Origin of the sequence: Parafilimonas sp. (genome assembly GCF_051953455.1) — a bacterium.
Lineage (GTDB): Bacteria > Bacteroidota > Bacteroidia > Chitinophagales > Chitinophagaceae > Parafilimonas.
Window position 1 is genome coordinate 56,742 of sequence record NZ_JBQCIT010000053.1, and the last position, 25,879, is coordinate 82,620.

Consider the following 25,879-nt stretch of genomic DNA (forward strand, 5'->3'; position numbering starts at 1 on the left):
TTTTTCGCACTTTATGCACGTGTTGTGCAACAGTTTAAAAGCATATAAATTTCAATCCATTAAATTTGCACGGTTTTTTTCCACTCTTGCTATCATCACAAAATTGAAAACAGTTTATAATGGCAGATATATTTGAAAGGCTTATTAAGAATTACGGCCCTATCGGCGAGCATCGCCAACGTTCCCACGGATATTATACTTTTCCTAAACTTGAAGGCGACATTGGCAACCGCATGCAGTTTCGCGGTAAAGAAGTGGTGGTTTGGAGCTTAAACAATTATTTGGGACTGGCTAATCATCCAGAAATACGCAAAGCAGATACCGAAGCTACGGCAAATTTTGGCCTCGCCTACCCTATGGGCGCCCGTATGATGAGCGGCAACAGCATTTACCATGAACAGCTTGAAAGAGAACTGGCTGCATTTGAACATAAAGAAGACGCTATTCTGTTAAACTACGGCTACCAGGGCATTATGAGCGCCATTGATACGCTTTGCGGCCGGCATGATGTGGTGGTGTACGATGCGGAATCGCATGCCTGTATTATTGATGGCCTGCGCCTGCACCCGGGGCACCGTTATGTGTATCGCCATAACGATGTGGAAGATTGCGAAAAGCAATTACAGCGCGCCGTGGCCCTGGTAGAAAAACAAAAGCAGGGCGGCATTTTAGTGATTACCGAAGGCGTGTTTGGCATGGCCGGCGACCAGGGAAAACTGAAAGAAATTGTGGCTTTGAAAGATAAATACCAGTTCAGGTTACTGGTGGATGATGCGCATGGCTTTGGTACGCTGGGCAAAACCGGCGCTGGCGCGGGTGAAGAACAGGGCTGTCAGGATGGTATTGACCTTTACTTCTCCACTTTTGCCAAATCAATGGCTTCCATTGGCGCCTTTATGGCCGGGCCTGCAGAAATTATAGATTATATACGCTATAACATCCGCTCGCAGATATTTGCCAAGAGCCTGCCCATGCCTTACGTAATAGGCAATTTAAAAAGGCTGGACATGCTGCGCTCTATGCCGGAACTAAAAGCAAAACTGTGGAAAAATGCATTGAAGCTCCAGAATGGTTTAAAAGAAAGAGGGTTTGATATTGGCAAAACCGATTCGGTGGTTACGCCGGTGTATATGAAAGGCGGCATTCCCGAAGCAACGGCCATGGTTACCGACCTAAGGGAAAACTACGGCATATTTTGTTCGATCGTTGTGTACCCTGTTATCCCGAAAGGGCATATTATTTACCGCTTAATTCCTACTGCGGCGCATACGGATGAAGATATTGAAGCTACATTAACGGCCTTCAGCGAAACAAAACAGAAACTGGATGCCGGCGCTTATAAAGTGGAAGATATTGTGCAGATGGCGGAAGCAAGATGAGTTATTTGCGAGTGCACAGTGAATGGTGAGTTAAGCGTACATGCGGAAGATTAATTAAAATTGTTATATACGAAAGAGGCCGCGATGGCCTCTTTTTATTGCCGGTGGATTACCTGATTTTTAAATGAGCAAACCATTCCTTTATATTTGAATTTTATGGAGAGCAGCAAAACCACATTAACTAACATTCTTATTGAGCGTTCCGTAATCAACTCAAAATTGCTGGAAAGAGCGGTTATTATTGACGCTTATCTTCCCACCAATGTGGCCAAGCCGGAGCATATGAGCCTGCTGCTGATAAACGACGGGCAGGATTTGCCCAACATGCCTTTTGAAGATATTCTTAATGATTTACTGCTGGAAAATAAGATAGCACCGGTGCTGTGCATTGGCATTCATTGCGGCGAAAACCGTAAAATGGAATACGGCGTTGCCGGCCAGCCGGATTATAAAGGCCGCGGCGCAAAGGCCGGGGCTTATACTGATTTTATTTTTACCGAATTGCTGCCGCTTATACGCAAAACGTACAATGTGCCGGAGTTTAAACAAAAATCTTTTGCCGGTTTTTCGCTGGGCGGATTGAGCGCGTTGGATATTGTATGGAACCATCCGGAAGAATTTGCCAATGTGGGTGTTTTCAGCGGTTCGCTGTGGTGGCGCAGCAAAGGATACAATGAAGGGTATGATGATGACCGGCACCGCATTATGCACAGGCTGGTAAAAGCAGGTGGTTATTATCCCTGGCTGAAATTCTTTTTTGAATGCGGGGCTTTGGATGAAATTGCCGACCGCAATAAAAACGGCATTATTGATTCCATTGACGATACGCTCGACCTGATTGCGGAGTTAGGTAAAAAGGGTTATACAAACGATTCGGTAAAATACCTTGAACTGGAAGACGGCCATCACGATGTGCCTACCTGGGCCAGGGCTTTCCCTGATTTTTTGGAGTGGGCCTGGCCTAAACAATAGGTATTTATTATTACCGCCCAACCCTCAGCAAAATAATTTTGTCAATCGGCCGTTAAACCCTGAATCAGATAGTTATCTGCTTAATTTTATGGCGATATTCCGGAATAAGTTTGTGCTTATATTTGAAATTACAAAACTGCATTTTACGTTCTACCAATTTAATATCCATTTTATATGAGAAAAATCTCCAGTGCTGCCTTGTTTGCAATAACAATATTGTTTTTTGCATCGTGCCAAAAAGGTATTGATGATACTGTTACAACCCCGCCTGGTGATTCTACCGGTTCTCAAACGCCTTCGGCAGACGATCTTATAAAAGATACCGTATTGCTTATTTGCCAGGATGTGTATTTATGGAATACCCAGATACCTGCAAGTTTTGATGCCCGTTCTTACGAAAGCCCAGAGGATGAAATGATCGCCATTCGCCAGTTCAGCCATGAAACAGGCTTTGCCGACCCGGTTGACCGTTTCAGTTTTGCCGTAAAACAGGATGAATGGGACAATGTGAGCACCGGCGTGGCAGAAGATTTTGGCATGAGCATATTCTTTAATACGCCAACAGACCTGCGGGTGAAATTTGCTGAAATTGCATCGCCTTCAGGAATGGCCGGCATAAAAAGAGGCTGGCAGATAATAAAAATAAACGGCAATTCGCAGATTGACACAAGCGAGGCTACTATAAACCGTATAGTGGATGCTGTATTTTATAGTGAAAGCACCAGCTTTACTTTTAAAAAACCCGATGGCAGTGAAACAGCGATTACATTGCATGCGGGTACTTATCAAACGCACCCCATATTTGCAGATTCTGTGTACACCGTGAACGGGAAACAGGTGGGTTACCTGGCGCTCAATTCTTTCCTGGGCGATACAACGGCTATTTATACGGAGTTTGCCCGCATTTTCAGCAATTTCCAGTCTAAAAATGTAAGTGAGGTGATCGTTGACCTGCGTTATAATGGCGGTGGTTATGTAAGCATGGCTGAAAAACTGGCCAACTACCTGGCACCTGTGGCCAGCAACAACCAGGTAATGTACACAGAAACCTTTAATGCCAATTATACTAATTATAATACGACAGCATTGTATAAAAAGCTCGGAACGGTAAATGCTGGTAAGATTTATTTTATTGTTTCAGATAATACGGCATCGGCCAGTGAGTTGTTAATAAATGCTTTGAAGCCATTTGTAGAGGAAAAGTTGGTGGGCCCGGCGTATAATACCAATGGAAAGCCGGTAGGTTTCTTCCCGATTCCTGTGGGCGATTGGTACACTTTCCCTATTTCATTTAAAACGGTGAATAAAGATGGTTATGGTAATTATTTTGATGGTTTTACCATAGATCATCCCACCTGGGACGGGCTTGATAAAGATTGGGGGGATACAGAAGAGAACTGCCTGCATTCCGTGCTTACTTATATTCAAACAGGAATATTTGGTTATGCTGATAATGGGCCAGGCAATATATCCAATTCGGTTGTTAGTAAAAATGTAAGGGCAATTAATAAGAAAATCCAGTCGAGAACGGCATTTACAGGCGCTGTAGCCAAAGAGAAATTCCGTTAGTAAGTATATTTGTGACTGCATAAAAAAGCTCCTGTGTCAGGAGCTTTTTTTATTTTTAAACCAGCATTTCCGTTCTTGCTTGATGGCAATAGTGGCGGTGTCTTTCATAACAAATTGAGTGCTGTCTGAAATCTTCTTTTTTAAGTTAGTGATATAGACATCGGCTTTAGCGGCCTGCTCTCTCTGTAATGGGCTCATTTTTTTCTGAGCGGTTTGGCCGGTTACCATAGTTGCGGAAAACAGAAGCATTGCAAAAGGTAAAAGTATTCTATTCATGTTTTTAAGACTTTGTTACCATAATAAAGTAAAATAAATAGTCACTTTTAACAATGCTTATACCAGGTTTCTAATCCCTAAAAAACAATAAAATTACTTTTGGCCTAAATTTTAAGAAGCTTTTGCAACAAAAACAAATTTTTCTGGCAAATTATATTACCTTTGCCGACTTATGTTTTTTGGAGCATTAACCGCCTTTCGCCTTTCATTTTTACATCATCACAAATTATTAATTGTTATTTGGCAATAGCTGAATAAAATTATGTTGCTCAAGGGAGTGACACAACCGTGATGCCATGAAATACCAAAGCCGGTAACCAAAAAACAAATCATCAGAAAAATTGAAATTTCAATATGGCTATCAAAAAAGAAAATCGTCCTAAAGCCAATTTTTCTAAAATAACTATTGGTCTTGCCTCTCCCGATAGTATTTTGGAACGCAGCTTTGGTGAAGTTTTAAAACCTGAGACTATCAATTACCGCACGTACAAACCAGAGCGCGATGGTTTGTTTTGCGAGCGCATTTTCGGACCTGTAAAAGATTACGAGTGCGCCTGCGGCAAGTATAAAAGAATCAGGTACAAAGGCATTGTTTGCGACCGTTGCGGTGTAGAGGTAACTGAAAAAAAGGTTCGCCGTGAAAGAATGGGGCATATTAAACTGGTGGTACCGGTAGTGCACATCTGGTACTTTAAAAGCCTTCCCAACAAAATCGGTTATTTATTGGGCGTAAGCTCTAAAAAGCTGGAAACAATTGTATATTATGAAAGATATGCAGTTATTCAGCCAGGTATTCGTGAAGACAAAGGTTTGCAAACCGGCGATCTTTTAACGGAAGAAGAATACCTGGATATAATTGATAATCTTCCAAAAGATAATCAATACCTGCCGGATGAAGACCCGCAGAAATTTATTGCCAAAATGGGTGCAGAAGCGGTGCATGATTTATTGGCGCGCATTCAGTTGGATGATCTTAGCTATAATTTGCGTAATGCAGCCGCTAACGAAACTTCCCAGCAGCGTAAAGCAGATGCGTTAAAACGCTTAAGCGTAGTGGAAGCTTTCCGCGATGCCAGCACAAGAATCAGCAATCATCCGGAATGGATGGTAATGCAATATATACCGGTTATTCCGCCGGAATTACGCCCGCTGGTTCCTTTGGATGGCGGCCGTTTTGCATCTTCTGACCTGAATGATCTTTACCGCCGTGTAATTATCCGTAACAACCGTTTAAAACGCTTATTGGAAATTAAAGCGCCTGAAGTAATCTTACGTAATGAAAAACGTATGCTGCAGGAAGCGGTTGACAGCTTGTTTGATAACAGCCGTAAATCAAACGCGGTTAAGGCTGAAGGTGGCCGTGCCTTAAAATCTTTAAGCGATGTGCTTAAAGGTAAACAGGGCCGTTTCCGCCAGAACCTTTTAGGTAAACGTGTTGACTATTCCGGCCGTTCTGTAATCGTGGTGGGCCCCGAGCTGAAAATGCACGAGTGCGGTTTGCCAAAAGATATGGCTGCGGAATTATTCAAGCCGTTTATCATCAGAAAATTAATTGAAAGGGGTATTGTAAAAACAGTAAAATCTGCCAAGAAATTAGTTGACAGAAAAGATGCTGTTGTTTGGGATATTCTTGAAAATATATTAAAAGGGCACCCGGTTATGCTTAACCGCGCCCCTACGCTTCACCGTCTTTCCATCCAGGCATTCCAGCCTAAACTGGTAGAAGGTAAAGCCATACAATTGCACCCGTTGGTAACTACAGCGTTCAACGCTGACTTTGACGGTGACCAGATGGCGGTGCACGTTCCGTTAAGCAATGCTGCCATCCTGGAAGCACAGTTATTAATGTTGTCTTCGCACAATATTCTTAACCCGCAGAACGGTACGCCAATCACCCTTCCTTCACAGGACATGGTATTAGGTCTTTACTATATTACAAAGGGCAAAAAAAGTACGCCTGAAGAACCCGTAAAAGGGGAAGGCAAAGCTTTTTACAGCCTTGAAGAAGTAATGATCGCCTACAATGAAGGCAAGGTTGACCTCCATGCACATATTAAAGTGCGTACAGAAGTGCGTGAAAAGAATGGCGATATAGTTAAAAAATTAATTGAAACAACTGTTGGCCGTGTAATGTTTAACCAATTCGTTCCAAAAGAGGTTGGTTACATTAATGCATTACTTACCAAGAAGAACCTTCGTGAAATTATTGGCGATATCATCAAAATAACAGATGTTCCAAAATCAGCCAAATTTCTTGATGATATTAAAACCCTTGGTTTCCGCATGGCCTTCCGCGGTGGTTTAAGCTTTAGCGTAAACGATTTAATTGTTCCTGATGTAAGAAGCGAAATGATCGAAAACGCAAAATCTGAAGTGGAAGACATCCGTGAAAGCTATAACATGGGCCTTATCACCAATAACGAAAGGTATAACCAGGTTATTGATATTTGGGGCCGCGTGGATATGCGCATTACCGAATCATTGATCCAGGAAATGGCAAAAGATAAACACGGTTTCAACTCAGTTTATATGATGCTTGATTCCGGCGCCCGTGGTTCTAAAACACAGGTAAAACAACTTGTAGGTATCCGCGGATTGATGGCAAAACCAAGAAAGAGCGGTTCAAGTGGTTCTGAAGTAATTGAAAACCCGATTCTTTCCAACTTTAAAGGCGGGTTAAATGTATTGGATTACTTTATCTCAACACACGGTGCCCGTAAAGGTTTGGCCGATACAGCCCTCAAAACAGCAGATGCCGGTTATTTAACCCGTCGTTTGGTGGACGTGGCACAGGATGTTGTTATATCTGAAGAAGATTGCGGCACATTGCGCGGCATTGCCACATCAGCATTAAAAGATAATGAAGAAATAATTGAATCTTTGGGCGACCGCATACAGGGCCGTACTTCATTGCATGATGTATATGATCCACATACGGATGAATTGATTATTAATGCAGGCGAAGAAATTTCTCCGGAAGTTGCTAAACGCATTGATGAATCAGGTATTGAAAGTGTTGAAATACGTTCGGTATTAACCTGCGAAAGCAAACGCGGCGTATGTGTAAAATGTTATGGTAAAAACCTTGCTACCGGTTACCTGGCGCAGCGCGGCGATGCAGTAGGCATTATCGCAGCACAGTCAATTGGTGAGCCGGGTACACAGCTTACACTACGTACCTTCCACGTAGGTGGTGTTGCGGGTGGCGCTTCCATTGAATCTGCATTAACCGCAAAATTTGATGGTACCATTCATTTTGATGGTTTACGGAGTGTTCAGGCGGTAAACAACGAAGGCAATAAAATACAGGTTGTAATTGGCCGTACGGGTGAGGTTCGTATCATGGATATGAAAAACGACCGCCTGCTTATTACCAATAATATTCCTTACGGTTCTGTGCTCGCAGTAAAAGACGGGCAGGAAGTAAAGAAAGGCGATACCATTTGCACATGGGATCCGTTCAATAACGTTGTTGTAGCCGAAATACCGGGTACTGTTAAATTTGAAAATGTACTGGAAGGCATCACTTACCGCGAAGAAGCCGATGAACAAACAGGCCACCGCGATAAAGTGGTTATAGAAACAAAAGATAAAACCAAAATACCTTCAATAATGGTTGAAGGTGCAAAGGATACAAAATCATATAACCTTCCTGTCGGCAGCCGTCTGATTCTTGAAGAAGGCGATGCTGTAGCGGCTGGTGATGTAATCGTAAAAATTCCGAGAACGCTTCGTAAATCAGGCGATATCACAGGGGGTCTTCCACGTGTAACAGAATTGTTCGAAGCCAGAAACCCGAGCAACCCTGCCATTGTTTCTGAAATTGATGGGGTGGTTGCCTTTGGTAATGTAAAACGCGGTAACCGTGAGATCATTGTTGAAGCAAGAGATGGCATCATTAAAAAATACCTCGTTCCACTCACAAGGCAAATTTTGGTACAGGACGGCGACTTTGTAAAAGCGGGAACGCCGATGAGTGACGGACAAATTGCACCTGCTGATATTCTTGCCATCAAAGGGCCCTTTGCAGTTCAGGAATATGTAGTAAATGAAATACAGGAAGTTTACCGCCTTCAGGGTGTACGTATTAACGACAAACACATTGAAGTTATCGTTCGCCAGATGATGAAGAAAATTGAAATTGTAGATGCAGGCGACAGCAAATTCCTGGAAGAAGACTTAGAAGACAGGTTCGACTTTATTGAAGAAAATGACCGCCTCTTTGAAAAGAAAGTGGTTACCGATGCAGGTGAAAGCACTAAACTTCGTTCAGGCCAGATTATCTCGCTGCGTGAGTTAAGGGAAGAAAACTCTGTTTTGCGCCGTTCAGATAAGAAACTGGTGGATGTAAGGGATGCCGAACCCGCAACTGCAAGGCCGGTTCTTCTTGGTATTACGAAAGCTTCTCTTGGCGTGCAAAGCTGGATATCAGCCGCATCATTCCAGGAAACAACCAAAGTATTAAGTTCTGCAGCCATCAATGGCAAGAGCGATGATATGCTTGGATTGAAAGAGAATGTAATTACCGGTCACTTAATTCCTGCGGGCAGTGGTTTACGCGAGTTTGAAAATATGATTGTAGGAAGCAAGGAAGAATATGAATTGCTCACCACAACACGCGAAGCAATGAATTTCGATGAAGAAGAATAATTGTTCAAAGCAATAAATTAAAAGCAGGAAGCGAAAGTTTCCTGCTTTTTTATTTTATAGCCATCAATGCCAGCATTACTGCGCTTTCTTCAGCAAAACAATATAGGTGGGAAAATGATCGCTGTAACCGCCACGAAAAACATTACCATCCCACGTGCGCATGGGATAACCCTTGTATTTGCCTGTATTTTCAACCATAAATTCTTTATTAAAAATATGCGGCTGAAAAAAGAAATAACCTTGTTGATTTTTATCAAGCCAGGCATAGCTTATAATGATCTGGTCAAATAAGCCCCACGCATCCTGGTAAGCCAGCGTACCAATTCCTTTTTTGTATAAATCAACCCAGGGATTATATAAGCCTCCGGGTTTTACATCTGTTATTTTTCCTTTTGCGCCCAATATTTTTGTAATGCTTTCATTTATTGGATCATCATTTAAATCCCCCATAACGATAATCTTTGCGCCGGGTTTATATTTTTCAATCGAATCAATAAAATTCCTGTCAACCCGTGCTGCTGCAAAACGACCCGGTGCGCTGCGCTGCTCGCCCCCTACCCTGCTTGGCCAGTGATTAACAAACACATAAATCGTGTCTCCATTTAAAACACCTTTCACCCATAAAATATCCCGTGTATAAGCGCTTGTCTTGGCACCTTCCGGCAAAGGCACAAACAACTTCCTGCTGTTAAGCACAGTAAAGTATTTTGGATTATAAATAAGCGCAACATCAACGCCACGAATATCCCTTGAATCATAATGCACCATACTATAATTACGGTCTTTTAGCAAAGGATGATGAATAAGATCGTTTAACACCGTATCATTTTCTATTTCTGCAACGCCTATAAAAGCAAAACCATCTGGATTGATATCTGTTCCTATTTGCGAAACAACCGTGGCCAGGCGCAGCACCTTTGCCTGGTAAACCTTGCTGTTATAATTCTTTATGCCACCCGGCAAAAAATCTTCATCATTTATGTTGGGATTATTGATGGTATCAAAAAAATTTTCCAGGTTATAGAAAGCTATAACGGCAGGCTTATAATGCTGGCTTTGAGCATCAATGATTTTAAAAACAAGGATTGCAATAAGCAGCAGTAAGACAGTTTTCATTTTTAAGGTGTTTAGATTTCATGGCGTACGGTAACAGCAATTTAAATAACTGTATTGAAATTGAAAAAATATATCTTAGATTTGAATACCCTTAATCTTTACCTTATGCTTCGCAACCTTTTAACCGCCACCCTCCTGAACATTCCTTTTTATGTTTTTGCACAACAAACTATTGCTGATTCAATTCCTTCCGCAGACTCAACTACCCTACAACAATTGAAAGCCGATATTGCTGATAACATTCCTATCATTACGCTCGATGATAATGAGCTGGGAGATGCAGGTGCACAAAATATATCTTCTTTATTAACCGCAGGCCGCGACCCGTTTTATAATGCAGCCACATTTAATTTCAGCGTGGCAAGATTTCGCATCCGTGGGTACAATGCAGATAATTCGGCCACTTACATTAATGGCATTCCAATGGATAACCTTGACAATGGTTATACGCCTTTTGGCTTATGGGGCGGTTTGAATGACATATTCCGCAACCGCGACATCAACTTTGGTATTCGTTATAATACGTTTGCTTTTGGCGATATTGGTAACTCAACCAATATTGATGTGCGTGCCGGCAAACAGAGACGGCAAACCAGCATTGGTTACGCTTTATCAAACAGAAGTTATAATCACCGCATTATTTTCACACACAGTACCGGCATCAATAAAAAAGGTTGGGCGTTTACCGTTTCCGGAAGTTGGCGTTATGCTGATGAAGGTTATGTGCCAGGTACTTATTTTAATGGCTATAGCTGGTTTATTGCAATTGATAAAAAGCTGGGGCAAAAACAAATATTATCTTTTATAGCATTTAATGCACCGGCAGAAAGCGGCAGGCAAAGCGCTTCCACACAGGAGATAATGGATATTGCCGGAACGCATTATTATAATCCATCGTGGGGTTATCAAAACGGCAAAAAAAGAAATGCTAATATCAGCAAAACAAACCAGCCTGTAATACTGCTTACACACGATTTTCGCATCAGCAATAAAACCAATCTCACTACATCGATGAGCTATATTTTGGGAGAACGTTCTTATTCAGCGCTTGACTGGTATAATGCACCAGACCCGCGGCCTGATTATTATCGTTACCTGCCTTCCTATTATAACAGTGATCTTCATCAGCAACAATTAATCTATACTAACCTGGAAAATAATGAAGCAGCAAGGCAAATAAACTGGGATAATTTATATAACACCAACCGTTATAATACGGCAACTATTAATAATGCAAATGGTATTGAAGGCAACACGGTAACCGGCAACCGTTCTTATTACATACAAGGCGAAAGAGTAACAAACAGTAAACGCTTCATCTTTAATACGGTTTTAAATTCAAGCCTGAGTAATCATATTGATTTTACTGCCGGTGAAAATTACCAGTCAACCAATAATAATTATTTCCAGCGCATAAAAGATTTATTAGGTGGCAGTTTTTGGGTCAATATAAACCAGTTTGCGCAAAGGGAATTTTCAACAGATAACAATGCCTATCAGAATGATTTGGACCATCCCAACCGCATTGTAAAAACAGGTGATAAATACGGTTATAATTATAATATAAAGATTGATAAAGCAACGGCATGGTCACAGTTTGTATTCAGGTTTCCGCATATAGATTTTTTTATTGCCGGCGAAGGTTCGCAAACAGTTTTCAAAAGGATTGGCAATGTAAGGAATGGGTTATTTCCCGATAATTCTTACGGAAAATCCTCACCCAATGTTTTTTATAACTATGCTGTAAAAGGAGGCATCACCTATAAAATAAACGGCAGGAATTATTTGTATATAAGCGGTGCAATACTTACCCGTGCCCCTTATTTTGAAGATGCCTATATATCTCCGCGTACAAGAGATTTCACTCAGGACAGTCTGCGAAGTGAAGCCATTCAAACACTGGAAGGAGGTTATATTTTAAATGCACCCAGGTTTAAAATTCATTTAATTGGTTACTACACGCAAATGAAACACGCATTTAATATGCTTACTTTTTATCACGACGAATACCAGGATTTTGTAAACTATGCTTTAAGCAATATTGATAAATTATATTTTGGAAGTGAGTTTGGTTTTGAGGCGAATGTAGCCCGCAACATAACAATCAGCGGCGCCGCTGCTGTTGGAAGATATTATTATAACAGCCGCCAGCAGGCCATTACAATAGTTGATAATACGGCAACTATATTAAATAAAGAAACAGTTTATGCAAACAATTACCGCATTCCCTCAACACCGCAAGAAGCTTATAGTTTTACTATCACTTACCGTTCACCTAAATTCTGGATGATAAGTTTAACCGGTAATTATTTTGATTATATATGGCTTGATTTTAACCCGCTGCGAAGAACTGCGCTGGCTACTGAAAATCTTGATGCAAAAAGCGATCTGTTTCATGAAGTGATTGACCAGCAACAATTAGATGCACAATACACCATTGATGTATTCGCCGGCTATTCATGGCGCATTCCGCATGCATATATCGGATCGGGTTTTCGAAAGAAACCTGTGTATCTGGCTATGTATGCCGGCATCAGCAATATTCTCAATAACAAAAATATTATTTCAGGCGGCTATGAACAATTGCGCTATGATTATTCCACATCCGACATTAATAAATTTTTGCCCAAATATTATTACGCTTACGGATTGAATTATTTCGCAAGTATTGCCTTACGTTTTTAAAATCACCAAAACTCTTATATGAAAACATCAACCTTACTCATCTGCACGGCATTTGCAATTATTTCCTGCAACAAAAAATTTGACGAGCCGCCGGCTTACGCAGCGCCAAACCTCACACCAACATTAACTATTGCGCAATTAAAAGCCATGCACACAACGGGCAGTTATGAAACCATTTCAACAGATGATATAATTGAAGGCATTGTTATTGCCAACGACTCATCGGGCAATTTTTATAAACAGATAATTATTGAAGATTCTACCGCAGGCATTGCCATAAATATTGACGATTATAATTTATATACGTCTTACCCGGTAGGCAGAAATGTTTTTATAAAATTAAATGGTTTGATATTATATGATGATAACAGGTTGATTGCAATTGGCGCCGATAAAGATGCAAACAATAATATTAATGCCATTGCAGCCTCATTGAAAAATCAATATGTAATTAAAGGGGTGAATAATGTTCCTGTATTGCCAAAAATTGTTGATGTAAGCGATTTAAATGACGGCTATCAAAACATGCTGATCCAATTAACAAATATGGAATTCAGCGAAGCAGATACCAGCAAAACGTATGCTGACACTTCGGCTTCTCAGAATACAGTAAATTTTATATTGAAGAATTGCGCAAACAAAACCATCACACTCCGCAACAGTGGCTTTGCAAATTTTGCAGGCGCAAATGTGCCTAATGGTAACGGAAGCATTACCTGCATTTATTCCATTTACAATACAAGCAAACAAATTCTTATACGCGATACAAGCGATGTACAATTTAACGGAACACGCTGCAACGGCGGGCCGGCTGTGCAAACATCTATCGCCGATATCAGGAGCATGTACAAAGGCCATGATATAAAACTCGGCGCCTATAAAATTGGCGGTGTTGTAATATCTGATGCGGCGAATAAAAATATTGCAAATGGCAATATTGTTTTGCAGGATGGCAATACGGGCATCTCGGTTTATTTTGGCGGAACAATAACGTATAATATCGGCGATTCAATTGTACTGGATGTAACAGGCGATTCGTTGCAGAATTATAACGGCTCACTTGAAATTAAAACGTCATCGGGCACTATAAAACCCGACCCTGTTGCTACCGGTAAAACTGTTATTCCGCAGCAACTTTCTATTGCGCAGCTCAGTTCAAATTTGCCGGATATTGAATACACTTTAATCAAAATTGTAAATGCAAAAGCAAGCGGCGGTACAACTTATTCTGGCAGCAGGACGTTAACCGATGCTTCGGGCAACATTACTTTATATACTTCTGCATCCGCAAGCTTTGCCAATGATAATTTACCAGCAGAAGAAAGTGACTGGATAGGCTTTGCAAAATTCTTTGGCAACACCAAAGAATTTACCATTCGTAATACCACCGATGTAACAACAAGCAGCGGTACCAATGATGCCGATGGCATTGAGCTAACAGCTTCACCATTCACTTTAAACTTCGATAATATAGCAGCAGGATTACCACAAGGTGTATTTGTAAAAGCAGCTTCTTCATCCACATCCGTTGGTGCTGATGGGGTTTACAGCGGCAACCAGTCTTCCTGGAGCAATACATCATCCGGTTTTAAAAATTATGCAAGCGCAACCGGCTTGAACGCAGCAAGCAGTTCTGCAGACCAAAATGCTTCAGCCAACCGGGCATTGGGTGTAAAACAAACCGGTTCAACGGGTTTTGATCCTGGCGTTGCGTTTGTTTTTGAAATAAACAATACAAGCGGTAAAACAAATATCAGCCTGAGTTTCTTACTTCAATCTTTGGCTGATGGCGTTGGCCGCACAACAATCTGGCAAGTTGATTATGCGATTGGAGATAATCCAAACACATTCATTCCTGTAACCACATCTCCTTCATCAATAGCCACAGGTTCAGTTTTCAGCAGTACACCTGTAACGGTAAATTTTGGAGCTGCTTTGGATAATAAAAATTCCAAAGTTTGGATCCGTATTGTTACGCTGAGTGCAACCACCGGCAGCGGCGGCAGGGCTTCAACCGGCATAGATGAAGTGGAGTTAAAATGGAACTGAATTATGATAAGCCTTATCAGAATAAATTCCATCGGCACTGCAAAGCCGGTTTGATGAAGTTGAAATATGCATTCAATTTTTTGCTCTCCGGTCAGACAGCTTTCATGGGCTAACCGGTTAAAAATATTCCGCATCATCCGGCATCATTTTTATTTTACCGGAGCTTTCATATTTGCGGTATTTGTCAGCAATATCTTTGGATTGTTTTTGATGATTGATATATAAATCGCCGTCTTTCCATTCAATGGTATAACCTTTCTTTTTATCAATTAAACCATCGGCGGCAAGCACGTCAGTAAAATCTTTCATTTGCTGCAGCTTTACTTTTGCGTTTTCAATACCGGCTTTTGCATTGGCCATTGCAGCATCAATTTGCTGTTGTAATTTTTCACTATTAAACTGCGATTTAAAATCTTCGCTATCAAACTTTTGCTGTAATGCCTGCATATCTTTTTGCATCTTGGTAAAATCAACCTTTGCAATTTCTGCCCGCGCTTTTTGCATGGAAACATTGGCATCTTGTTGAACCTTATCCCAGTTAATTTTATCAAAACTTGCCTTCATCTGTTTTTCCATCGCTTTAAAATCCACAGAGGAAAGTGCCTTGGCAATATCTTTATTTACATCAATCTTTATCTCATTCATATGCTTGTTAAGCTTTACCATGTTTTCGTTAAGCGCTTCTATTGCTTTATCAAAATCTTTGACATTGCTCTCAGGCAATGTGTCGGTTTTATTGATGGTTTCAGCCATCTTCCTGTTGGCGTAATTATACATGCAGGGATTTTCCCAGGAACAAAGCAGCAATGCTGTTGCAGACAGCACAAATAATCTTATTCCAAAAAGTTGGCGGAATGTCTTTTTCATATTGTGTGGTTTTGATTAACGAATTTTTTCGTACATCAAACGTACGATTATCTTCGTATAATGTTACAATCATTATTTTCTTTAAGAAAACTTAAACAAATAATAGAAAACTGCTGAACTATTTGATTAAGGTGGAAATGGAATACCGGGTCAGACGTTTCAGGATTCTATGCTCAGCTGACCACTTGAAAGCGTCGGACCGGTAGCTGATAATGATATTTTATCACCAAAAATTTAAAAAAGAGGGCGTTATAGTGAAAGGCTTGTCGCCTGCGCTAAATGCGGGCATCAAATACCTGTTCAAAGTTTTTAACCAGCTTTTCTTTCACGTCATTCATATCAATGGCATATCCAAGTTCTTTTTGCATGGAAGTTACCTGCTTATCTTGTATGCCGCAGGGTGTAATAAAATTGAAGTAATTAAGATCGACATTTACGTTTAAAGCAAAACCATGCATGGTAATCCATCGGCTGCAGCGAATGCCCATTGCACAAATTTTTCTTTCCTTTCCTTTAGTAGCTGCATCAAGCCAAACGCCGGTTTCCCCTTTACTCCGCTCTCCTTTCAGGCCATATTCGCCAATAGTTAAAATAATAACTTCTTCAAGACTGCGCAGATACCAGCCAAGATCAGTTTTATAATGATCCAAATCTAAAACAGGATAACCTACAAGTTGCTCCGGCCCGTGAAAAGTAATATCCCCGCCCCTGTTTATATGAAAATATTCAATACCTCTTGCTGCAAGCATCTGGTCATTGATGAGCAGGTTTTTCTCCTTGCCATTCTTTCCCAATGTATAAACGGGGTTATGTTCAACAAACAGTAAATAATCAGGCAGGTTTAAATTCTCCTGCTTTGCCTTTATTTTTTGCTGAAGCAATTCCTCCTGGTAATCCCAGGTTTGCTTATAAGGGCGGCGGCCTAAATCCTGCAAAATAATTTCACGCATGCCGCAAAATTACGATAAGTGATGAAGCAACTTATTTTTGCAGCCATGAACCAGGATGAAGAGATTATAAAAGAAGAACCCGCAGAAGAATTATACGAGCGCAAAACGTTTAAAGTAGATGCCGGCCAGGAACCCCTGCGCATTGACAAATGGGTACAGCAGCGTATTGAAAATGCCAGCCGTAATAAAGTGCAGCAGGCCATTGACGCAGCTTTTTTAACTGTAAACGGCAAGCCGGTAAAAAGTAATTATAAAGTAAAGCCAGGCGATCATATTCTTTTAATGAGTCTTATAAACCCCGAATACACAGAAGTCAAGGCTGAAAATATTCCTTTGAACATAGTGTATGAAGATGATGATGTAATGGTATTAAACAAGCCGCCAAATATGGTTGTGCATCCGGGTGTGGGCAATTACACAGGCACATTATTAAATGGTATTGCTTATTATTTGCTGCAACAAAAACCGGGTATAACAGAAGACGATTTACCAAGGTATGGCCTTGTTCACCGCATTGATAAAAATACAACCGGCTTGATTGTGCTTGCCAAAACAGCCGAAGCAGCGGCGCATCTTGCCAAACAGTTTTTCAATCATACGGTTTCAAGAAAATACACTGCCGTGGTTTGGGGAAATATAGAAAATGATGAAGGTACTATTGTGGCGCATGTGGGCAGGCATTTGCGCCACCGCAAAATGTTTGATGCTTATCCTGAAGGCGATCATGGTAAGCATGCCATTACCCATTATAAAGTGATAGAAAGGTTTAATTACGTAACTGAAGTTGAGTGCAGGCTTGAAACCGGGAGAACGCACCAGATACGTGTGCACATGAAACATATCGGCCACACTTTATTTAATGATAAGGAATATGGCGGCGATAAAATTTTAAAAGGAACAATCTATACCAAATACAAACAGTTTGTAGAAAACTGTTTTGAAATTTGTCCGCGTGTTGCCCTGCATGCGGCTACACTGGGTTTCGTTCATCCCAAAACAAATAAGGAATTGTTTTTTGAAGCGCCGCTGCCTGATGACATGCGCCTGCTGATTGAGAAATGGAGAAGCTATACAAATAAAAAATAAACCGGCAAACAGTGTTCAATATAGTTTGTTGCCGGTAACTGTTATTTATAAAAATGGTTGTAAACTATTTTGCATCCAGTTGCTTCAGGTATTCGTAAATATCTTTCCACCCGGTGGTTTCAAGCGCCAATGCTGTTTCGCGCAATACTTCAACCGTATCAGTTATTTCTTTCATGCCAAGGCCTTCATTGCGATGTATCCAAAGGCATTTGCAGCCCATGTTTTTTGCTAACTGAACATCGGTTATCCTGTCGCCGATAACAAAGGAATTGGGCACATCATAATTGGGATCGTCCAGGTAATGCTTTATTAAACCAATGCGCGGTTTGCGGTTTGGCGATTTTTCATGCTTGAAAGAAGGATCAAAATATACAGCACTGAAATTAATGCCTTCATTTTCAAAACTCTTCATTATAAAATCCTGTATCGGTTGAAAATGGCTGTATGGAAATGATTCCGTGCCCAAACCATCCTGGTTGCTTACGACTACCAGTTCATAATCCAGTTCTGTTGCAATCAGGTTAAGGTATTTAAATACATGCGGAAAAAACTGGAGTTTATCCCAGCTATCAATATTGCCCCCTTTAGGTTCAATGATCAATGTACCATCGCGGTCGATAAATAAAAGTTTCTTTGCCATGGCTGCAATAATACTTTAAGTTGAAGAATCACAGAAATACAAATCTTACCTGCATATAAAAACATTGCTTATTTTTAAAAATCTTATCATCTAACGAATTTACCATGAACAATTCAAGAAGGAATTTTATAAAACAAAGCACTTTTACAATGGCAGCACTTTCATTGTCTAAAACCAAATCTTTTGCGTCTGCCTTTGCTGCAGATCATATTACAGGCGTTCAGTTGTATTCTGTGAGGGATGATATGGACAAAGACCCGTCGGGCACTTTAAAACAGCTGGCCGCCATGGGTTACCAATATGTAGAACACGCCAATTACAGGAACAGGAAATTTTATGGATACACCGCGCCGGAATTCAAAAAACTTTTAGATGATCTCGGTTTGAAAATGCGCAGCGGCCACACGGTTATGACCGCAGCGCATTGGGATAATGCCAAAAATGATTTTACCGACGTTTGGAAACAAACCGTGGAAGACGCCGCCACACTGGGCCAGTTATATGTTATAAGCCCCTGGCTTGATGAAGCACTGAGAACAGATATGGACAAGCTTAAAAAAATGATGGAAATATTTAACAAGAGCGGAGAGCTTTGTGGCAAATACAATATGAAGTTTGGTTATCATAATCACGATTTTGAAATTGTTACAAAAGTGGGCGATGGGAATTTATATGATTTTATCATTAAAAACACCGATCCAAATCTTGTAATCCAGCAGATAGATATTGGCAACATGTATGGCAATGGCGGCAGGGCAATTGAGATAATGAAGAAATATCCCGGCCGTTTTCAATCGATGCATGTAAAAGATGAGATAAAAGCAGCCAAAGGTGAAATGGGCGGCGAGCCTTATGAAAGTGCCGTACTTGGCAAAGGCGTTTTAAATGTGCGGGAAATTCTCGACTATGGTAAAAAACACGGTGGCACTAAACATTTTATTATAGAACAGGAATCTTACCAGGGCCAGGCGCCACTGGATGCCATGAAAGAAGACCTGGCTATGATGAAGAAATGGGGATATTAAATAAACACACAAATTAATGTAAATGTAAAGCGCTCTCAAAAGGAGCGTTTTGCGTTTTATTTCACTCTCCCGGCGAGTTGCAGCAATGAAACAGATTTGAGTTAATTCATTACCTTCACGCCCTACCAAAATTGACTGTGAAGCAGATAAACCAACCCCTGATAAAGAAGTACCTTGTTGCTGTAGGTATTGTATTGTTTATTTTATTTGGGCTGAATTCTTTTGGGCAGGCCCCAACCATAACATCATTTACCCCAACTACAATTTGCCAGGGCGAACAGATAACCATAACAGGAACTGATCTTAAAGATGTTGCCTCTGTATTAATAGGTAATTCTCCTGTAACGTCTTTTAAAATCATTAATGATAAAACTATAAACGCAACCTTACCCAATGATGCAACAAACGGTAAAGTTTCAGTAACAGATAAAGAAAACAAATCAGCAACAAGTAACGATATTCTTACAGTAAAACCAGCACCGCAACCTATTTTAACTGACCATACTCCAGGCTCACAAACTCCTTTTTCTAACTGTACCGGAAATATTATTTATGCACTAACAGTTGCTAACAATTCAATCCCTGCAGGAGGCTCTTGTTATTACGAAATTGACTGGGGAGATAATACACCTCATTTTACACAAAGTGATTGGCAGGCTGGTGCCCAAACAACACATACATATCAGGCACAGGGTTATTTTAAAATAATATTTACAATTACTCCTTCAAACGGCTGTACAAAAACTACTACTTATAATTTTTATAGCGGTGGGAACCCAGTGGGTGGTTTTGGTTCTGATCAACCAACAATTAACCTCTGTGCCCCAGCCACAATTTCTTTTAAGATAACAGGTCAATGGTATAACAATACACCAGGCACTTATTATTATATTAATTGGGGGGATAATTCTGATACAACTTTGCAGCATCCTTTAAATTCGACCAACTCTGATCAAGTTGTTACACACACTTACACAACTACACCTTGCCCTTATACAAGTTATTTTACTGCTACTTTCAAGGCTGCTAATGGATGTGTTCCAAGTAACGGGTCATGGTCCCCAATAGGTATTGGTATAAAACCAACTGCAAGTTTCAACGTTGATCAAACTACTATTTGCATAAACGAGCCAATTTGCCTTGATAATAATAGTTCAGCAGCATATTCGGGATCAACTTTAGATTGCAATAGCCCCAGCAGCTATAAGTGGGATTTTGGAGACGGAGAAATATCCCAATCAACAAACCCGGATTGTCATATATATAAAAAACCGGGCACCTATAAATTAAAGTTATCTGCAACTTCATTTTGTGGTACTGACGACAGTACAGAAACCATTACCGTTAGAGATATCTCGGCTACTCCAAAAGTTACAACCCTTGTAACCTATTGCCAAAACGAAATAGCAAGCCCTCTTACAGCCACCGGCACTAATTTACTATGGTATGAGCAGGCAACAGGCGGCACCGGTTCTGCAACAGCGCCAACACCTTCAACCAGTTTACCCGGCACACAAACTTATTATGTAAGCCAAACCATAAACGGCCAGTGCGAAAGCCCGAGGGCTGCCATTACTGTAATTGTACATGCCCTGCCACCGACACCTACTGTAAATACACCGGTACAATTATGTAAGGGTAAACCGGCAAACCCGTTAACAGCAACAGGCACAAGCTTGTTATGGTACCCTACTGAAACAGGTGGTACAGGTTCTTCAACGGCGCCGACGCCGTTTACCAGCGCTACAGGTACGATGTATTATTATGTTAGCCAATCAACTAATAATTGTGAAGGGCCAAGGGCCAGGATAGAAGTTATAGTGGAAGATATTCCATCTGCACCAACAGTAACTTCGCCGGTCAGCTATTGTCAGAATCAACCGGCCTTGCCTTTAATGGCAAATGGAACAGGTTTGCTTTGGTACACAACTGCCACAGGCGGTACCGGGAATCCTGCAGCGCCAACGCCCTCTACTTCCACACCGGGCAAAACATTTTATTACGTAAGCGCATCCAATCATTGCGGGGAAAGCCAGAGAATCAAAATTGAAGTAAACGTATTCGCTGGCCCGTCGGCTACTATAAACTATAGCAAGAGCGTTTTGTGTAATGTTGATGATGATGCCAACTCACCTAACCCACCCGTTCCCGTAATATTAACCGGTAGCCAGGGCGGCACATTCTCAGTAAGCCCTTCCGGTTTATCAATAAATCCATCAACAGGAACAATAATGCCATCAGGCGCAGCAGCAGGCACTTATACCATAAGATATTTTATAAGGAGCAGCAGTGGCTGTGCAGATTTTTCAACCACTACTACCGTAACCATCAACAGCACACCTTCTGCTGATGTAAGCTATCCTTTAATGTGCAGCACTGATGACAAAGTAAGCCCGACAATTAACGGAACAACAGGCGGCACGTTTACTTCGGCGCCCGGTTTAATTATTGATGCATCAACCGGCGTAATTTCTCCTGCTAAAAGCACACCCGGCAGTTATGACGTTACCTATACCATTGCAGCAGCATCGCCTTGCCCGGGCTTCACTACAAAAACAAGTATTACAATCAACAAAGCGCCGGATGCAAGCATAAACTATGATCTAACCAATCTTTGTAATGTTAAGAATACGGCCGAAACACCCAACCCACCTGTTAAAGTAAACTTAACCGGAATAGGCGGCGGCATTTACAGTATAACACCGTCCACCGGACTAAATATGGGAAATGATGGCACACTTAATCCATCGGAAGCACAGGCAGGCAATTATACTATCACTTATACAATTCCGGCATCGGGCGGCTGTGGTGTTTTCACAACATCGGCTAAAGTAACCGTAAGCAGCACCCCGTCGGCAACTATACAATATCCATCAATCTGCTCTTCCGATGCGCCTGTCAGCCCGCAGTTTGACGGAACAACCGGCGGCTCATACAGTTCTGCCGCAGGTCTTGATATCAATTCATTAACAGGTATTATTACACCGGCAAACAGCAAGCCCGGCAATTATGCTGTTACTTACACCATTGCACCTTCAGCGCCATGCCCGGGTTTTTCTGCCACAACAAATATTACAATAACACCTGCACCAAATGCGGATATAAGCTATAGCAAAACCAGCTTCTGCAATACAATTAATAGCAATAACAGTAACCCGCCGGTTGATGTAATTTTAACAGGAACAAAAGGTGGAACTTATAGTATAAGCCCATCAACTGGTTTATCAATCAATACAACTACAGGAACAATTATGCCTGCAGGCGCAACGCCCGGCACTTACACTATCGCCTACACCATCAAAGCCGGGGGCGGTTGTGCCACCTATACAACTTCGACAACGCTGGTTATAAACGCAACACCTTCAGCAACGATTAATTATGCCGGTGCACCGTTCTGCACCGGTTCAAATAACATTCAGCAGGTTACGGTAACAGGCACGCAGGGAGGTACATTCACTTCATCGCCCGGCTTAGCTGTTGATGCCCGCACAGGAGGCATCAATCCATCGCTGAGCAAACCAGGCATATATACCGTTACCTATACGATTGCGCCTTCGTCGCCTTGCCCCGGCTTTACAACCACTACGGTAGTTACAATAAATGAAAGTCCAGCCATTTCATTCGATGTTTCCAAACAATCTGTATGCTCCGGCGAAGCAGCAGCTTTCAAACCAACCTCCACCGTTCCAACCACAGTATATAACTGGAATGTAAAAGGCTCGTTGCCGCCAAATATTACCGGTATAACTTCTGGCAAGACTTCGGGTGAAAATGCAGCCATCAGTTTATTATTCACCAATACAGGCACAACAAGTGAAAGCATCACGATTGAAGTAATTCCTGTAAACCCAACATCAAATCCATGTTCAGGTACACCTTACGAGCTTACATTAACCGTTAATCCGATACCTGCCAGGTTACAGGGCGATACCACTGAATTCTGTATGCATGCTCCTTCTATGCCTTTAAGCGCCAACGCGGATGCTGGCAATATGGTCAAATGGTATGATGAAAATAATATTTTATTAGGCCAGGCGCCGGTTATCAATACAAAAAACCCTGCGCAGTATAATTTCTATGCCACGCAAACAAATGGTTATGGCTGCGAAAGCCCGGCATCAAAATTTGTGGCGGTTGTTCATCCTGTTGCAAAAATTGTAAGCACTTCTTACACTAACCCAACTTCATGCGGTATTCCTTCAGGTTCAGTTACCTTGAATGTTGTTGATTTAAATAACAATGCCATGCCTGCATTACCGGTTACTGTTCATTATACAAAATTTCAAATCAGTTATAGTGCAGCAACCAGCACAGATGCTTCAGGCAAAATAACAATCCCGCTAACAGCAGGCACATATGCTGATTTTTATGTTGAAACATTCGGCTGCCCTTCGCAAAAAATACCCGATGTCTTTGTGTTGAAAGACCCCGCACCACCGGCAGAACCCATTGCAGGCTATAACGCGCCTTTATGTTCCGGATCAGTTTTAAACTTATCAGCATCATCGCCCACAAGCTCACAAACAGGCACATTAAATTATGTATGGGTTGGCCCCGCATTTGGCAGTGAACCTGATACATCTCAAAACACAGTTGTTTCTTTTCCAAATGCCCAGGCTTCCTATAACGGAATTTATATTGTATATGCCATGCAGAACAACTGCATTTCCACGCCGGCAACTTTTACAGTTGAAATAAAGCAATCACCAAATACGCCAGTCATTACAACAAGAACGCCGCTATGCGTGGGTGATGATCTTTCGCTTTCAGCCACCAGTTCCATTCCCGGCAACAATACATTGAACTATGTGTGGAACGGACCGGGCACTGGCTTCCCTGTAAACAGCGCCAGCGCCGGTATATCACCTGTAAAAATTGAAGACGCAGGCGTTTATTCCATTACTGTTACATCGCCTGAAACAGGCTGCAGTGTAACGGCTGATACAATGATAGCAGTGGGCGGTTATCCCGTTGTTAAGTTCAGCAAAGATTCATTTAACGTGCCAACAGGTTATACCATGCAGATAACACCGGCCATTACAAATGCATCAGACAGGAATATTCTGCCAATAGCAAAATATGAATGGATGCCTGCTGATAATATTCAATGTAATGATCCGGCCTGTTCGCTGCCAACATTAACCGTAAAAAACAATATTTGTTATACCGTTAAAGCAACCAATATTTATGGATGCAGCGGCAGCGATACTATTTGCATAACTGCATTCTGTACCAACGCGCAAGTATTTATTCCAAACGCATTTACGCCCAAAGGTTTGGCAGCCAATTCAAGATTTATGGTGAGAGGCGCAGGCATTGCATCGGTTAAATCGTTCAGGGTATTTAACCGGTGGGGAAGGGTTGTATTTGAGAAAAATAATTTCCCGCCAAACGATGCCGGTTATGGATGGGACGGTTATATAAACGGCAGGCTGGCAGATATGGGTGTTTATGTTTACACGGTGGATGTGATATGTGAAAACGGAACGCCCTATACGTATAAAGGCAATGTAACCTTACTTCAATAATTGTATGGAAAAGATTTTAAAACGGGTACTATTTCTTTATATATTATTGATGTGTTGCAGCAACAGCAATGCACAGGATATTGGTTTCTCCCAATTCTATGACCAGCCATTGCTGCGTAACCCGGCACTGGCAGGTATTTTCAATGGTGATGTGAGGCTTACCGCATCTTACAGAAATCAATGGCAAAGCGTTACCATTCCTTACCGCACATTTGGTATAAGCTCCGAATTAAAATTTCCCATGCAGATAATGGATTATGATGTTACCGGCACCTTGGGCTTAGAAATATTCAGGGATGTTGCGGGCACATCAGAATTCAGTACCACGCAAATTTTACCGGCGGGTAACATCAGCGTAAGAACCGGTGAAAATTCTTTTTTATCGGGTGGTTTTATGGCCGGCTTAATGCAGCAGAGATTTGATCCAACCAAATTAGTACTGAATGACCAGTTTGTTGCCAATAGTGATGGTAGCTTTAGCGTATTGCCTTATACCAGCCAGGTGTTTAATAATACCAATGTAAATTATTTCGATTTATCTCTTGGCGTTACTTATAAAAGCTCGCTGAATGAAAATGTTGATTATTATATTGGGGCGGCTTTATTCCATCTGACCAATCCTTCTGTTGGTTTTTTTGATGGAAGCAAAATTATACTCAATAAAAAATTAGCGTTGAATGCAGGTTTGTCAAATGCTATCGGCGATGCCAATGAATTGATTTTATATGCCGATTATTTTGATCAATATACAAGCGGTTTTAAACGTATTGGCATCAGCACCGCGCAGTTTGGCATAATGTATAACCACGCTTTTTTTGAATCTGATGGCGATGCTTCCATTACCGGCGGATTGTTATATCGCTGGAATGATGCGCTTATTCCTGTTGTGCAGTTAGAGCTCTCAAAATTTACAATCGGCGCAAGCTATGATGTGAATGTAAGTAAGCTGGTTGTTGCATCGCAGGCCCGCGGTGGTTTTGAGCTCACATTATCTTTCAGGTCGTTTCTTAATTCAAGAAACCCGGACCTTATGAGTGCACGGTGTCCGGGTTTCGGTAAACGAAAAACAAATCCTTATTACCGGTAA

At 41.4% G+C, this 25,879-nt stretch carries 15 protein-coding genes; 10 read left to right on the forward strand and 5 right to left on the reverse strand.

The window, feature by feature from the left end; all coding sequences use genetic code 11:
* The first annotated feature begins 119 nt into the window (after positions 1-119).
* From ACTHN6_RS18850 to ACTHN6_RS18860, 3 genes are all read left to right on the forward strand, one after another.
* Positions 120-1,379 carry an aminotransferase class I/II-fold pyridoxal phosphate-dependent enzyme gene (locus ACTHN6_RS18850; protein ID WP_440437328.1) on the forward strand — a complete coding sequence of 420 codons (1,260 nt, stop codon included), beginning with the start codon at positions 120-122 and terminating at the stop codon, positions 1,377-1,379.
* Positions 1,380-1,535: 156 nt separating this feature from the next.
* Positions 1,536-2,351 (forward strand): alpha/beta hydrolase, encoded by an 816-nt coding sequence (locus ACTHN6_RS18855; protein ID WP_440437329.1) that lies wholly within the window; start codon positions 1,536-1,538, stop codon positions 2,349-2,351.
* A gap of 174 nt (positions 2,352-2,525) precedes the next feature.
* Complete coding sequence (locus ACTHN6_RS18860) at positions 2,526-3,920, forward strand: S41 family peptidase (protein WP_440437330.1); 1,395 nt, start codon at positions 2,526-2,528, stop codon at positions 3,918-3,920.
* Positions 3,921-3,956: 36 nt separating this feature from the next.
* Here the strand turns inward: ACTHN6_RS18860 and ACTHN6_RS18865 are convergent, their stop codons facing one another.
* Positions 3,957-4,196, reverse strand: coding sequence for a hypothetical protein (locus tag ACTHN6_RS18865; RefSeq protein WP_440437331.1), 240 nt, complete (start codon positions 4,194-4,196; stop codon positions 3,957-3,959).
* A gap of 354 nt (positions 4,197-4,550) precedes the next feature.
* Between ACTHN6_RS18865 and rpoC the strand changes: the two genes are divergently transcribed.
* Positions 4,551-8,846 (forward strand): DNA-directed RNA polymerase subunit beta', encoded by a 4,296-nt coding sequence (gene rpoC, locus ACTHN6_RS18870; protein ID WP_440437332.1) that lies wholly within the window; start codon positions 4,551-4,553, stop codon positions 8,844-8,846.
* A gap of 75 nt (positions 8,847-8,921) precedes the next feature.
* On the opposite strand, the gene ACTHN6_RS18875 is transcribed toward rpoC, so the two are convergent.
* A complete protein-coding gene (locus ACTHN6_RS18875; protein WP_440437333.1) occupies positions 8,922-9,962 on the reverse strand; it encodes an endonuclease/exonuclease/phosphatase family protein in 1,041 nt (346 codons plus the stop codon).
* A 105-nt stretch (positions 9,963-10,067) separates the two neighbouring features.
* Here ACTHN6_RS18875 and ACTHN6_RS18880 point away from each other — a divergent pair, with 105 nt between their 5' ends.
* Together ACTHN6_RS18880 and ACTHN6_RS18885 are read left to right on the forward strand one after the other, a co-directional pair.
* Positions 10,068-12,647 (forward strand): TonB-dependent receptor, encoded by a 2,580-nt coding sequence (locus ACTHN6_RS18880; protein ID WP_440437334.1) that lies wholly within the window; start codon positions 10,068-10,070, stop codon positions 12,645-12,647.
* A gap of 18 nt (positions 12,648-12,665) precedes the next feature.
* Positions 12,666-14,696, forward strand: coding sequence for a DUF5689 domain-containing protein (locus ACTHN6_RS18885; protein WP_440437335.1), 2,031 nt, complete (start codon positions 12,666-12,668; stop codon positions 14,694-14,696).
* Positions 14,697-14,813: 117 nt separating this feature from the next.
* Here the strand turns inward: ACTHN6_RS18885 and ACTHN6_RS18890 are convergent, their stop codons facing one another.
* Together ACTHN6_RS18890 and lipB are read right to left on the reverse strand one after the other, a co-directional pair.
* Positions 14,814-15,563, reverse strand: coding sequence for a hypothetical protein (locus ACTHN6_RS18890; protein ID WP_440437336.1), 750 nt, complete (start codon positions 15,561-15,563; stop codon positions 14,814-14,816).
* A gap of 275 nt (positions 15,564-15,838) precedes the next feature.
* Positions 15,839-16,513, reverse strand: a complete 675-nt coding sequence (lipB, locus tag ACTHN6_RS18895; RefSeq protein WP_440437337.1) for a lipoyl(octanoyl) transferase LipB — start codon at positions 16,511-16,513, stop codon at positions 15,839-15,841.
* Between the two features lie 21 nt (positions 16,514-16,534).
* Here lipB and ACTHN6_RS18900 point away from each other — a divergent pair, with 21 nt between their 5' ends.
* Complete coding sequence (locus ACTHN6_RS18900; protein WP_440437338.1) at positions 16,535-17,599, forward strand: RluA family pseudouridine synthase; 1,065 nt, start codon at positions 16,535-16,537, stop codon at positions 17,597-17,599.
* Positions 17,600-17,663: 64 nt separating this feature from the next.
* Here ACTHN6_RS18900 and hisB read toward each other — a convergent pair whose 3' ends face one another.
* Entirely contained in the window at positions 17,664-18,239 is a 576-nt protein-coding gene (hisB, locus tag ACTHN6_RS18905) for a histidinol-phosphatase (RefSeq protein ID WP_440437339.1), read from the reverse strand.
* Positions 18,240-18,343: 104 nt separating this feature from the next.
* Here hisB and ACTHN6_RS18910 point away from each other — a divergent pair, with 104 nt between their 5' ends.
* From ACTHN6_RS18910 to ACTHN6_RS18920, 3 genes are all read left to right on the forward strand, one after another.
* Complete coding sequence (locus ACTHN6_RS18910; RefSeq protein ID WP_440437340.1) at positions 18,344-19,264, forward strand: sugar phosphate isomerase/epimerase family protein; 921 nt, start codon at positions 18,344-18,346, stop codon at positions 19,262-19,264.
* A gap of 137 nt (positions 19,265-19,401) precedes the next feature.
* Complete coding sequence (locus ACTHN6_RS18915) at positions 19,402-24,792, forward strand: PKD domain-containing protein (RefSeq protein WP_440437341.1); 5,391 nt, start codon at positions 19,402-19,404, stop codon at positions 24,790-24,792.
* 4 nt (positions 24,793-24,796) lie between these two features.
* A complete protein-coding gene (locus tag ACTHN6_RS18920) occupies positions 24,797-25,879 on the forward strand; it encodes a PorP/SprF family type IX secretion system membrane protein (RefSeq protein WP_440437342.1) in 1,083 nt (360 codons plus the stop codon).